Annotated in this window: 14 protein-coding genes; 3 read left to right on the top strand and 11 right to left on the bottom strand. The window is 66.0% G+C overall.

The window, feature by feature from the left end:
- Positions 1–103: 103 nt before the first annotated feature.
- Genes EV645_RS18575 through EV645_RS18540 form a run of 8 tightly spaced genes read right to left on the bottom strand, consistent with a single transcriptional unit; the run spans position 104 to position 8050 of the window.
- A complete protein-coding gene (locus tag EV645_RS18575) occupies positions 104–1186 on the bottom strand; it encodes a mandelate racemase/muconate lactonizing enzyme family protein (protein WP_130445138.1) in 1083 nt (360 codons plus the stop codon).
- Positions 1183–2286: an amidohydrolase family protein gene (locus tag EV645_RS18570; protein ID WP_242000499.1), complete on the bottom strand. Its 1104-nt coding sequence runs from the start codon at positions 2284–2286 to the stop codon at positions 1183–1185. The genes EV645_RS18575 and EV645_RS18570 overlap by 4 nt, the downstream gene beginning before the upstream one ends.
- A complete protein-coding gene (locus EV645_RS18565; RefSeq protein ID WP_130445137.1) occupies positions 2283–3380 on the bottom strand; it encodes an amidohydrolase family protein in 1098 nt (365 codons plus the stop codon). Before EV645_RS18565 ends, EV645_RS18570 begins: the two co-directional genes overlap by 4 nt.
- 15 nt (positions 3381–3395) lie before the next feature.
- A complete protein-coding gene (locus EV645_RS18560) occupies positions 3396–4349 on the bottom strand; it encodes a PDR/VanB family oxidoreductase (RefSeq protein ID WP_130445136.1) in 954 nt (317 codons plus the stop codon).
- A gap of 10 nt (positions 4350–4359) precedes the next feature.
- Entirely contained in the window at positions 4360–4806 is a 447-nt protein-coding gene (locus tag EV645_RS18555) for a Rieske (2Fe-2S) protein (protein WP_130445135.1), read from the bottom strand.
- Between the two features lie 33 nt (positions 4807–4839).
- Positions 4840–5757: a carbohydrate ABC transporter permease gene (locus tag EV645_RS18550; RefSeq protein ID WP_130445134.1), complete on the bottom strand. Its 918-nt coding sequence runs from the start codon at positions 5755–5757 to the stop codon at positions 4840–4842.
- Positions 5754–6650, bottom strand: coding sequence for a carbohydrate ABC transporter permease (locus EV645_RS18545; protein ID WP_130445133.1), 897 nt, complete (start codon positions 6648–6650; stop codon positions 5754–5756). The genes EV645_RS18550 and EV645_RS18545 overlap by 4 nt, the downstream gene beginning before the upstream one ends.
- On the bottom strand, positions 6647–8050 hold the full coding sequence (locus EV645_RS18540; protein WP_130445132.1) for an extracellular solute-binding protein: 1404 nt from the start codon (positions 8048–8050) through the stop codon (positions 6647–6649). Before EV645_RS18540 ends, EV645_RS18545 begins: the two co-directional genes overlap by 4 nt.
- A 225-nt stretch (positions 8051–8275) precedes the next feature.
- Here EV645_RS18540 and EV645_RS18535 point away from each other — a divergent pair, with 225 nt between their 5' ends.
- Positions 8276–9034 (top strand): IclR family transcriptional regulator, encoded by a 759-nt coding sequence (locus EV645_RS18535; protein WP_130445131.1) that lies wholly within the window; start codon positions 8276–8278, stop codon positions 9032–9034.
- Here the strand turns inward: EV645_RS18535 and EV645_RS18530 are convergent.
- The gene (locus tag EV645_RS18530) at positions 9014–9556 is read right to left on the bottom strand and encodes a hypothetical protein (protein ID WP_130445130.1); all 543 of its coding nucleotides are present in this window, start codon (positions 9554–9556) and stop codon (positions 9014–9016) included. The two genes, EV645_RS18535 and EV645_RS18530, sit on opposite strands and share 21 nt — an antisense overlap.
- Positions 9557–9666: 110 nt before the next feature.
- Between EV645_RS18530 and EV645_RS18525 the strand changes: the two genes are divergently transcribed.
- Both EV645_RS18525 and EV645_RS41900 read left to right on the top strand, forming a co-directional pair.
- Positions 9667–10239 (top strand): TetR/AcrR family transcriptional regulator, encoded by a 573-nt coding sequence (locus EV645_RS18525; protein ID WP_130445129.1) that lies wholly within the window; start codon positions 9667–9669, stop codon positions 10237–10239.
- A gap of 61 nt (positions 10240–10300) precedes the next feature.
- Complete coding sequence (locus tag EV645_RS41900; RefSeq protein ID WP_157997097.1) at positions 10301–10453, top strand: hypothetical protein; 153 nt, start codon at positions 10301–10303, stop codon at positions 10451–10453.
- On the opposite strand, the gene EV645_RS18520 is transcribed toward EV645_RS41900, so the two are convergent.
- Positions 10450–11253, bottom strand: coding sequence for an aldo/keto reductase (locus EV645_RS18520; protein WP_277877063.1), 804 nt, complete (start codon positions 11251–11253; stop codon positions 10450–10452). The two genes, EV645_RS41900 and EV645_RS18520, sit on opposite strands and share 4 nt — an antisense overlap.
- Positions 11253–11774 carry a P-loop nucleotide/nucleoside kinase family protein gene (locus tag EV645_RS18515; protein ID WP_130445127.1) on the bottom strand — a complete coding sequence of 174 codons (522 nt, stop codon included), beginning with the start codon at positions 11772–11774 and terminating at the stop codon, positions 11253–11255. Before EV645_RS18515 ends, EV645_RS18520 begins: the two co-directional genes overlap by 1 nt.
- Positions 11775–11782 lie beyond the last annotated feature (8 nt).

Raw genomic sequence — 11782 nt, 5'->3', positions numbered from 1 at the left:
TCGGCAACCCACGCCGTGCCGGCCGGCCGTAGTCCGGCCGCTTTCCGGAGAGAAGTTTGCGCTCAGTGGCAGTTATGTTCCGGAAAACCGGCTCACGCCTAGCTCAGGTGGAAATTCTTCGGGTCATCTGCTGCAGGGTCGAGTCCGCGATCTCGACGCCCCAGCCCGGGGCGTCGGAGAGGACCACCTCGCCGTTGCGGGCGACCGGGAACGGCTCGTAGACGTGCATGGACGAGGCGTCTTCGATCGTCCATTCGTGGAAGAGGTTGCAGGCCGGCATCGCTGTGACCAGATGCGCGGTGAAGATCGCCGTCAGGGATCTGCCCGACGAGTGCGGTACGCACGGGAGCCCGGCAAGGTTCGCCAGATCGGCGACCTGCCGGGCGCGCGTGATGCCGCCGATGTAACAGACGTCAGGCTGGATGACGTCGACACCGCTCTGGATGATCCGGCGCAGCGCGTCGACCGAGAACTCCTGCTCGCCGAGGCCGACCGGGATGTCGAGCGCCGCCGCGACGCTCGCCGCGTTCTCGTACTCCCAGAACGGCACCGGCTCCTCGAAGTGCAGGTAGTCGTACTCCTCCAGCAGGCGGCCGATCCGGACCGCCTGCCCTGGTGAGTAGGCGCCGTTCGCATCCGCGCTGAGCTCGATGTCATCCCCGAGCTCCTTGCGCAGCAAGGGAACCAGTCGCCAGGTCCGGCCGGTCCGCGACTCGGCGTCCCGACCGTTGCGCTCGCCGATCTTGATCTTCACCGCGCGGAACCCGTGCTCGGCGACAGCCGCGACCATCCGGTCGACCTCCTGCTCGGGCGTCGTGTCGCGACGCATCCCCGAGCCGTAGACCGGAACGGACGGCCGAAACTTTCCACCGAGCAGCTGGTAGACCGGCTGCGACTTCGCCTTCCCCACGAGGTCCCACAGCGCGGTGTCGACGCCGGCCAACGCACGGAACAGGAAGCTGCCGAAGTACTTGTACTCCGCCCGCGCGCACTCCTCGGCCAGCGTCATGACATCGAACGGATCGCGGCCGAGATAGTTCCGCGCGACCAGGGAGTGCAACACCTCCCCCGTGATCCGGGCCTCGGAGTGCGCGGTCTGCCCATAGCCCTCGAGACCGTCGTCGGTCCGAATACGGACGATGCAGCCGTGGCCGTCGAACGTCTCGATCGAGGTGATCTTGGTCAAAGCGACTCCGCCCGCGCCGGCAGCTTGTAGAACGCCCGGGCGTTCTCCGTGTAAATGGTGTCCCGCTGCTCCGCGGACAGCCGGACCTTGAACGCGTGCGAGGGATGATCGAAGTCCCAGTGCGGATAGTCCGTCGAGAACATCACCTTGTCGGTGCCGCCGAGGTGTTCGAAGACCTTGAGCAGATCGGCCGGCCGATGCGGTTCCTCGATCGGCTGCGTCGTCATCCAGAAGTGATCACGGATGTACTCCGACGGCCGCCGGCGCACCTGCGGAACCTCGTCGCGGAACCGCTCCCAGTGCGTGTCCAGCCGCCAGGCCAGCGACGGCAACCAGGCGAACCCGCCCTCGATCAACGCGATCCGCAGGTTCGGCAGCCGGTCGAAGATCCCGCCGAGGATCAGGCTCGCCACGTGCGCCTGGAACGCGGCGGACATCCCCGCGTGATCCTCCAGGTAGAACGACGGCCAGCCCGCGCTGCTGATCGGTACGCCGCGAACGCCGCCGCCGTAGTGAATGCCGATCGGCAGGTCGTGCCGCGCGGCAGCCTCGTACATCTTCCAGTACCGGCGATCGCCGAGCGGCGCCGAGCTGCGGGCGACCAGCAGCACCTGCACGAAGCCTGGATGGCCGGCAAGCCGCTCGATCTCCGCGACGGCCTGCTCGCTGTGCTCCGCCGGCACGATCATGCCCGAGCGCAGCCGCGGCTCCGGCTCCAGCCACTCCTTGATCTGCCAGTCGTTGGTTGCCGCCGACAACGCCGCGGAGTACTCCGGGTCGAGCTGGCTGCCCGATCCGCTGAGCGGTCCGAGGATGCCGAACTCGACGTTCAGCCCGTCGAGGTGCTGCTTCTGCATGAAGCCCAGGTCCGCACCCGCGGGCAGGCCGGACGGCGGGAACGCGTCGTACCGCGCGGGCGAGCCCTTCGGGTACACGTTCCCGTTGTGCTGGCGGGAGCCGAACGTCTTGTGGTGCTTGAGCCAGCGGTTCGACAGATACGGGTCCAACGCACCCGGCGCCATCACGTTGTGGATGTCGCAGTCGATGATCATCTGCTTCGTCGCGGTCCGGCGAGCAGGACGTGTCTCTGTCTGCGTCATGAAAGCCTCCTGTACGTCGCGTGGGCGTTGCCGGCCATGATCTTGGTCCGCAGTTCGTCGGAGATCCCGGTCGGCAGCGCGTCGGCGGAGTTCGCGAAATGCGCATGCGGGTAGTCGGTGGAGAACATCAGCATGTCGTCGCACATCAGCTGGTCGATCACCTCGAGCAACTGCTGCGGGCTGTCGGGCCGGTCGAGCGGCGCGATCGTCATCCGGACGTGGTCGCGGATCACCTCCGACGGCGGACGCTCCACCCACGGAACCTCACGACGCAGCCCCTTCCAGTCCTTGTCGAACCGCCACATCATCGGCGGCAACCAGCTGAAGCCGCCTTCGATCGTCGCAACCTTCAGATCGGGGAACTCGACGAAGACACCTTCGGTGACAAGGCTCATCAGCTGGGTCTGGAACGCAAGCGGAACGTTCACGTAGTCCTCGACGAAGTACGTCGACCAGCCGACCGGCGTCGTCGGGTTGCCACTCAACCCGCCGGCCTGTACGCCGACGACGAAGCCGGCGGCCTGCGCTGCCGTGTAGATCGGCCAGAACCCACGCCGGCCGAGCGGCTCACGGCTGCGCGACGGAACCGTCACCTGGACGAACTGGCTGTGCTCCGCGGCCCACTCGACCTCCTTGGCCGCGAACGCCGGATTCTGCAGCGGAAGTACGGCGGATCCGCGCAGCCGGTCGTCCTGTTCCAGCCATTCGTGCAACTGCCAGCGATTCAGCGCCCGGGCCAGCGCGGCCGCGAGGTCGTCGTTGTGGATCGAGTCGATGGCGTAAGTGCAGTTCAGGATCGCGTACTGCAACTGCCACGGGTCGAGCAGCTGCCCCTGAAGGAGCTCGAGGCTCGACCCGGCCGGCCCCTGCTCCGGCCGCGAGCCGTCCAGGAACAGGTTCGGCGCGTTGGACGGATAGAGGTTCGACGGCAGTCCGCCCATACCGGACTCGGTGATGTAGTCGCGCCACCGCGCCTCGAGATACGGGAAGAGGTTCTTCAGGCCGGGGAGATTGATATGTACGTCGGTGTCGACCAGCTCTAGTCCGGTCCATTGCTCCGGCCGGGCGTAATTCTCAAGTTGTTGTACAGCCACTTGTGATCTCACCTTTCACAGGTCGAGGACCAGTCGGGACGACAGCGCGCGGGAGACGCAGATCATCATCGTGTCGTTGGCGGCGCGCTCGTCCTCGTCGAGGACGGAGTCGCGATGGTCCGGAACGCCTTCCAGCACAGTCGTCTGGCACGTCCCGCAGGTGCCTTCCTCACAGTTCGACAAGACGAAGATCCCGGCCTCGTCCACGACCTCGAGGATGGATTTGTCCGGCGGTACGACGAGCACCTCGTCGCTGTCGACGAGTTCGATCTCGAACGAGGTGTTCGGCGGTACGTCGGTCAGCGGGCGCGGCGCGAACCGCTCCACCTGCAGAGTTTTGTGCGGCCAGTGCGCACTCTTCGCCTCGACGGCCGCGATCAACGGTTCGGGCCCGCAGCAGTAGATCAACGTTCCGGGCTGAGGTTCGGCCAGGAGCTGATCCAGTTCGATCAGGCCGCGAAGGTCCTGTGGCCATTCGAGCACGCGCGCGGGATAGATCCTCGCGACCTCGTCCCGGTAGGCCATCGACGCCTCGCTGCGACCGCCGTACACCAGCCGCCAGTCGGCGCCGGCTTCGTGTGCGGCCTTGATCATCGGGATGATCGGCGTAATTCCGATGCCGCCGGCAATGAACAGGTACCGCGGCGACTCGTGCAGCGGGAAGTGGTTGCGCGGCCCGGTCGCCGTCAGCACGTCGCCGGCGCGAATCCGCTCGCACAGCACGATCGAGCCGCCGCGGCTCTCCGGCTCCCGCAGTACGGCGATGCGCCATCGACCACGGTCCTCGGGGTCGCTGCACAGCGAGTACTGCCGGACGAGCCCGGGCCGGATCTCCACGTCGATGTGGCTCCCCGGCGCCCACGGCGGCAACTCCGAGCCGTCGTCGGCGACGAGCACCAGCTCCGTGACGCCGACCGACACCCGCGCCGTCGACTCCACCCGCAACGGGATGGTGGTCTCGCCCACCATCCCGGCGGCGTCAGATATTGACAATGACATAGTCGCGATCGACCTCGACCTCATACATCTCGCCGGAGTACGGGCCGGGCTGGAAACCGGCCGCGGACAGCTCCGGATTCTTGGCCAGCGTCTCCCCGGACTCCACTCCGGTCTGATAGGCCTTGACCTTGGTTTTCGCGGGGTCGAACCAGGACTGGCCGGTGGCGATCTCGAACTCCCAGCCGTGCCAGGGACAGCGGATGATCTCCCCGCGCATGATGTAGTCGTAGTTCCCCGGCCGGTCCGACCGGACCAGTCCCGAGGTCACGCCCTCGCACATCGGTCCGCCGCCGTGCGGGCACTGGTTGCGGATCGCGTAGTAGTTGCCTTTGACGTTGAAAACGCCGATCGACCTGTTGGCGATCTCGACCACCTTCCGCTGACCGGGGGCAATCTCGTCGACCGTCGCCACGACGTACTTGGTCACAGTGTCTCCTTGTCCGCGAGCATCACAGAGTCGTCATTTGATTCCGGTCATCGAGATCCCGCGGGTGAAGTACTTCTGCGCGAACACGAAGACCAGGACGGTCGGAATGATGGCCAGGGTCGCGCCCGCCATCAGCGGGCCGTACTGCGTGCTGTCCTGCGTCTGGAAGAACGCCAGCCCGACCGGGACGGTGAACTTGTTGACATCGCTGAGGTAGACCAACGGCCCGAAGAAGTCGTTCCAGACGTTGACGAAGGTCAGCACCGCCAGCGTGGCCAGGGCCGGTTTCGACAGCGGCAGGATGATGCTCACGAAGATCCGGAAATGACTCGCTCCGTCGACCAGCGCGGCCTCGTCGTACTCCTTGGGGATGGTCATGAAGAACTGCCGGAGCAGGAAGGTGCCGAACGTGTTGGCGACGATCGGCGGCACGATCAACGGGAAGTGGGTGTCGATCAGGCCGGCCTTCACGTACGCCGAGTACAGCGGCAGCACCATCAGCATGTCCGGGATCATCAGCGACGCGAGCAGCAGCCCGAAGGCCGCGTCCCGGCCGCGGAACTGCAACCGCGCGAAGCCGTAGGCGCCGAGGGCGCAGACCATCAGCCGGCCGATGATCACCAGCACCGTGATGTAGGCGCTGTTGCCGAGGAACCGGATGAACGGCAGGACGCCGTTGTTGACCAGATACTCGTAGTTCTCGAACGTGAACGGGCTCGGGAGCAGGCGCGGCGTCAGGCTGATCACGTCGCCCGGCTCCTTGAAGGAACTGGACAGCATCCACAGGAACGGCGCGATTGCGATCAAGGCCACGATCACGCAACCGACGTACGTCGCCGTCGGTCCGGCAATCCGGCCGACCCGCCGTCGCCGTACCTCGCCGCGGTCGTCCACGGGTGCCGGCGATCGCGGCGGAGCGAGCTTCTTCTCGCGAGTGTCTTCGATCGTCATTGATAGAACACCCACCTCTTCGACAGGCGGTTCTGGATCCAGGTGACCGCTAGCAGTACGGCGAAGAGCACGATCGCCAGCGCCGACGCGTAACCCATCCGTCGCAGCGAGAACGCCTCGTACCAGAGGTGGTAGATGTAGACATAGGTGCCGTCACCCGGTCCGCCGCCTGTCATCACCAGGATGAGTGCGAAGACCTGGAACGAGCCGATCGTCTGCAGGATCAGCAACATGAAGATCGTCGGGGTGAGGAACGGCAGCGTCACGTGGAAGAACCGGGAGAACCGGCCGGCCCCGTCGAGGGTGGCCGCCTCGATCAACGTCTCCGGGACCCCTTGCAGGCCGGCCAGGACGATGACCATGTTGAAGCCCATGTTGGCCCAGATCGCCGTCACGATCACCGCGGCCATCGCCGATGATGGTTCGCCCAGCCAGTGCGGTCCGGTGATACCGAACGACGCCAGTACCGCGTTGATGACGCCGTACTGATCGCTGAACACCCACCGGCTGATCACGCCGACCGCGACCAGCGACGTCACGTACGGCAGGAAGATCAGCGCCCGGATCACGGCCATCCCCCGCAGGCGGTTGTTCACCAGCAGGGCCAGGGCGATCCCGATGATGATCCCGACCGGGACGTACCCGATCGTGTAGATGGCCGTGTTGATCAGGCTCTTGCCGAACAGCGGATCCTGCCCGGAGAACATCTCCTTGTAGTTGGAGACGCCGGTGAACTTCGGCGCCGCCAGCCCGTCCCAGTCGGTGAAGCTGGTGACCAGCGTCGGCAGCACCGGGATGACGTTGAACAGCAGCGTCCCGGTCACCACCGGACCGATGAACATCCAGCCGCGGAGATTGCGCCGCCTCGCCGTGACCGTTTGCTGCGCCGTCACTTGGCCGCAACCTTCAGGTCGGGATCGGTGAGCGCTCCTCCCTTCTCGAGCAACTCCTTGCCCTTGTCCCCGTTCCAGCCGCGCTTCTTGATCTCGGCGTTGACCGCGTCCCGGCCGCGCTTCAGGTAGTCGGCGGTCGCCAGCTTGCCGCTGACCAGGTTGTTCGCGTTGGTGCCCTCGACGAAGGAGTCGGCCAGCGCCGTACCGATCGGTCCGCGCGGGAACGGTACGTCGACGGGCTTGCCGGCGACGTTGCCGAGCGCCTCGGCCCAGACGTTCGCGGTCTTCGGCCGCGGGTGGTCGGTGAACGCCGCGCTCTTGGCGACCTCGGTCAGCGCCGGTACGGCGAACTGCGCCTTGGCCATGACCTCCGAGGCCGCCTTGCCGCACAGGGCCTTCATCGCCAGGAACGCGGCCTGCGGGTCTTTCGCGGTTTTCGGGATCACCCAGGTACGGGCGTAGTTCTTCGTCATCGCGAACAGCGGCGTCTTCGGCCAGGGCATGACGTCCCAGTCGACGTCCTTGCTGATCTGCGCGCTGATGTCCATCGCCTGCCACGTCATCGCGAGCTTGCCGCCGTTGAACAGCGGCAGGTACTCGACGTCGATGGTCGGCGCGTACCCCTCGCGGATGTAGGAGATCTGCTTGTCGATCGCGTCCAGCGTCTCGGGTTTGCCGTAACCGCACTCGGTCTGGTTGTTGTAGAGCGCGGTGTCGCCGGCCCCGTACGCAGTGGCCTGGATGGTGTTGACCGCGTACTGCAGGCCGTAGGTGTCGGTCTTGTTGCCGCTCTTCTTCGTGAGCTTCTTGACCGCGTCGTCGAACTCGTCCCAGCTCCACGCGTCGGCCCAGGAGGTCGGCGCGGTCAGGCCGGCGTCGGAGAAGAGTTTCTTGTTGTAATACAGGGCGTTGGCGCTCATGCCGGGCGTGATCGAGAACTGGTACCCCTCGACCGCGACCTTGGTGGTGAAGGTCGGGCTGTACTTCGTCAGGTCGAAGCCGTTGGTGCTGTCCTGCATCATCTTGTCCAGCTGCAGGATCTTGCCGCTCGTGGCCAGGTCGTAGACCCGGTCGTCGTCGATGCGCTGCAGGTCGGCCGTCGTCCCCGAGGCGAACTGGAGCATGACGCTGGCCCAGTCGTCGCCCGGTGCGGGTTTCCAGACGATCTTGATCTTGTGCGCGTCGAGGCTCTCTTTCTGAGCGGCCGCGATCATGTCCTTGAACATCTTCTGGGTGGTCGGATCACCCACGGAACTGAAGGTCACCTCGGTCCAGCCCGCGGGCGAACCGGACGACGAGCCGCCGCACGCGGCCAGCGAGGTCCCGGCGACGCCGGCGGCGGCCAGACCAAGTCCGGATTGGAGCAGTCGGCGGCGGGTGAACAACGAGCCGGAAGTCATGAGTGTCTCCCTCGGCAGGCGGGTTCGACCGCGGGGCGGCACGAGCTCTCTACACCGATGTACTACGAGGTCGGCTGAGAGCTACGGGCTATCGGTCGTCGGGGTGTTGCATCAGTTTTCGCTCACCACGGCGACGCTGTCAACACTATCTGGAAGTCCTTTTTCGATATGTGGAATCTTGTGACCGGACCTGGCCAGCCCTCGACGCGCATTTATGCTGGCGCGGTGGAGAACAAGACGTCCGGGAGTGTCCAGTCCGTCGAACGGGCGTTCCACCTGCTCGAGCTACTGGCCGACAACGGCGATTCGACGCTGACCGAGCTCTCGGCCGCGATCGACGTACCGGCGCCGACCACGCACCGGTTCCTCAAGACGCTGGTCTCGCTCGGGTACGTGCGCCAGCTGCCGAACCGCCAGTACGGACTCGGGCTCAAGCTGACGAGGCTGGCCGGCCGGGTCGACTCCCAGCTCGCCCCGATCGTGGCGCCGCACCTGGACACGCTCGCCCGCGAGATCGGCGAGTCGGCGAATCTCGCCGTACTCGAAGGGCACATGGTCGTCTACATCGCCCAGTCGCCGTCGCGGCACGCGATGCGGATGTTCACCGAGGTCGGGCACCGCGCCTACACCCACCTGACCGGCGTCGGGAAGGCGATCCTCGCCGACCTGCCCGACGAGCAGATGGCCCGCATCGTCGGCCGGGCCGGCATGCCGGCCGCGACCGACCGCAGCATCACCGACCTGACCAAGCTCCGCAAGGAGCTCGGCCGGGTCCGCCGCGCCGGCTATGCCTCTGACAACGGCGAACAGGAACCAGGTGTCGTCTGCTACGCCGTTGCGATCCCCGACGTCCCGATCTCGATGGCGATCTCGGTCTCCGGCCCGGCCTTCCGCATGACCCAGGAACTCGCCAAGCAGGCAGTCCCCCTCCTCATCGCCGAGGCCCGCTCGATCTCCGAAGAACTACTCGGCGTACTGGGCTGACCTTTTGGCTGCGAGCTGACGCAGGCGGAGTGCGGAACTGAGGAAGAAGATGCCACCCAGAATCGCGTAGCCGCCGATGGTGGTGAGGGACGGATCCGGACGGCCGGCCATCAGGACGAAGCTGGTGCCGGCGAGGACGGAGATGGCGCCGCTGAGGATCATCGGCCATTGACCGCCGAGGCGGTAGCGGAGGATCGCGACGATCAACTGGACGATGCCGGCGGTGATCGCCCAGGCACCCCAGACTCGCAGCACGCTCGGGATGCCTGACGCGGCCGCGATGGCCAGGCCGACGGCGGCGAGCAGGCTCAGGCCCATGTTGACGTAGAGCGGCGCTTTCGGGCGGGTGGTGCCGGAGGAGCGGAAGTCGGTGACTGCTGCGGCGGCATCGAAGAGCGGATAGATCACGAGCAGTACGGCGGCACCCGGGTTGACGGTCTTCGCGATCGCGATCGTCAGGATCGCCCAGACGACAGCGAATCCGAAGCGGGCGAAGTACAGGTTTCGCAGCGTCTTGGTCATTGAGTTGCTCCGTAGATAGAACGATCGGTCTAGTTAGAGACTGCGGCTTGCTGGCCATCGTTGTCAAGACCGACCGTTCTATCTGCTAGGGTCGAGGCAGGAGGTCACAGATGTCGGAGGCAAGAGCTCGACTGCTCAGCAAGGCCACCGGGCTCTTCTACGCCGAGGGCATTCGCGCAGTGGGCGTCGATCGCGTCATCGGCGAGGCGCAGGTCACCCGCGCCACGCTCTACAAGCACTTCCCCAGCAAGGACGACCTGATCGTCGCCTACCTGACGCAGGCCGACGAGGCGATCCGTGCGCGGACCGATGCCGCGCGGGCCGAGGAAACGAACGCCGACGAGGTGATTCGAACTGTCGGCCGGTCGATCACCGACGACATCCGGAGTGCCGGCTTCCGCGGGTGTGCGTTCCTGAACGCCGCGGCCGAGTACCCGGATCCGGCGCATCCGGTCCACCAAGCGGTGCTCAAGCACCGGCAGTGGTTCCTGGACACGATGATCGAGCTGTTCTCCGGCATCGGGAAGCACGACGCAGAGCCGGCCGCCCGGCACTTCGTCATGCTCCGCGACGGCGCGATGACTGCCGGCTGCCTGACCGATCCGAAGCCGATCTGCGAGACGTTCCTGCGCGGCGTCGAGGGGCTGCTGAAGTACCGCAGTCGCGAAGAACCAGCTTTCTGAGGCCGGGGCCTGTAACGACCACTTGGTCCGACTCGATATCCCCTTGGGAGGAGTTGGGTTGATGCGACGCTGCAGTTACCGGCAGTCCGGACCAGATCCGTATGACGCGGATCTGGTCCGACGCCTGCGTGCGCTCCTGGCTCTCGTCCGCCGCCCGGCGCCTCGCGGCCCGGATGCGATCAAGGCCGACGACGAGCTCCTGGACCGCCTCTAAGCCAGGTCTGCTTCGTACGCGGTTTGGAGCTCGGCGGTCCATGGTTCGCGCTCGGCGGCGATGGAGTCGAGCGCCGTCTGCGGTCGGGTGGCGCCGGAGATCACGGACACGACCGGCGACGAGTGCAGCAGAGCGGCCAGTTGCAGGCGTTGAAGGGTCGCGCCTCGCTCTGCGGCGACGGCGGCCAGGCGCGGGGCCGGGATCGACGAGCGTAGCGGTGAGTAGGCGAAGAACGCGACTTGGTTGGCTTCGCACCACGCGACGACGTCGTCCGCCTCGCGGCCCATGGCCGTGTGGCGATTCTGTACGGCGTCGACCTGCGCGATCGCCGTTGCGCGCTCGAGCTCGGAGACTGTGACATTCGACAGGCCGATCCGCGCCAGCTTCCCCTCGTCGCGGAGAGCTGCCAGCGCGGCGACGCCCTCTTCCACCGGCTGGTCGGCGAGGTCGACTCTGTGCAGGTAGTACAGGTCGAGCTGCTCGCGTCCGAACACCCGCAAGCTCGACTCGACGTCGTCCCGGATCCGGCCGGCGCTGATGTCCGCGTCCCACGTGTCCGCGTTGATCCGCGAGTGACCGCCCTTCGTGCCGACAATCACATCCGTCCCATTCGCGGCTTCGGCGGCGAGCTCTTCGCCGTACAGCGAATTGTCCACCTGGGCATATGCCCGTGCGGTGTCGAGAATCGCCGCACCGGCTTCGATGCCGGCGCGAATGGTCGCGAGATCTGCCTTTCGATCACGCGGCGTCATAGAAAACCCAGCAAGCCCAAGCACAACCCGACCGGAAAGTCCCTGCATCATTTCTCCAAAAAATCTTTGAACATCTGCTCGACGGCCATAACTGTTTGCTCCACCGTCTGCCCGTCGACGACGATCACCCGGGCCCCGGTGTTCTGGAGCTGGCTACGCACCAGCCCCCACCCCCAGACACAACCTTCGTGGTCACCGCCAGGATCCCTGCGCTCGAGCCGTGCACGCTGTTCATCCTGGGAGGGCATGAGCCACACTGCATTCTCGCCGACGCCCGCCATGCTCGGAGTGACGAACGCGCCCTCGACGACGACCGTCACACCGGCAGCCAGGGACCTGACATCTTCGATGATCATAGGCCGGCGATCAAAGTCGCCGGGACCGGTGCCCAGAACGTGAATTCCGGCCGCCGCCGCTCGTTTCTCGTGAGCGAATGCGTGGGCATCTACGCTGTAGTAGACAAATCCATGCTTTTGAGCGAACAGGCGACTGACCGTCGTTTTGCCGGCGGCCGCCGGACCGCCGATCCAGATTATATTGGCATCGTCAACGTCCGAGTCTTTGGTCATCGGACCTG

Origin of the sequence: Kribbella rubisoli, assembly GCF_004217145.1 — a bacterium.
GTDB classification, from domain to species: Bacteria; Actinomycetota; Actinomycetes; order Propionibacteriales; family Kribbellaceae; genus Kribbella; species Kribbella rubisoli.
Note: the sequence above shows the minus strand (reverse complement) of the source record. Positions and strands in the feature narration are given on the sequence as shown.

Excerpts from the sequence above, each read along its gene's own strand:
- EV645_RS18525 (WP_130445129.1), top strand. The coding sequence starts at position 9,667 with ATGTCGGAGGCAAGAGCTCGACTGCTCAGCAAGGCCACCGGGCTCTTC.
- EV645_RS18515 (WP_130445127.1), bottom strand. The coding sequence starts at position 11,774 with ATGACCAAAGACTCGGACGTTGACGATGCCAATATAATCTGGATCGGC.
- EV645_RS18550 (WP_130445134.1), bottom strand. The coding sequence starts at position 5,757 with ATGACGATCGAAGACACTCGCGAGAAGAAGCTCGCTCCGCCGCGATCG.
- EV645_RS18570 (WP_242000499.1), bottom strand. The coding sequence starts at position 2,286 with ATGACGCAGACAGAGACACGTCCTGCTCGCCGGACCGCGACGAAGCAG.
- EV645_RS18560 (WP_130445136.1), bottom strand. The coding sequence starts at position 4,349 with ATGGTGGGCGAGACCACCATCCCGTTGCGGGTGGAGTCGACGGCGCGG.
- EV645_RS18540 (WP_130445132.1), bottom strand. The coding sequence starts at position 8,050 with ATGACTTCCGGCTCGTTGTTCACCCGCCGCCGACTGCTCCAATCCGGA.
- EV645_RS18520 (WP_277877063.1), bottom strand. The coding sequence starts at position 11,253 with ATGCAGGGACTTTCCGGTCGGGTTGTGCTTGGGCTTGCTGGGTTTTCT.
- EV645_RS18530 (WP_130445130.1), bottom strand. The coding sequence starts at position 9,556 with ATGACCAAGACGCTGCGAAACCTGTACTTCGCCCGCTTCGGATTCGCT.
- EV645_RS41900 (WP_157997097.1), top strand. The coding sequence starts at position 10,301 with ATGCGACGCTGCAGTTACCGGCAGTCCGGACCAGATCCGTATGACGCG.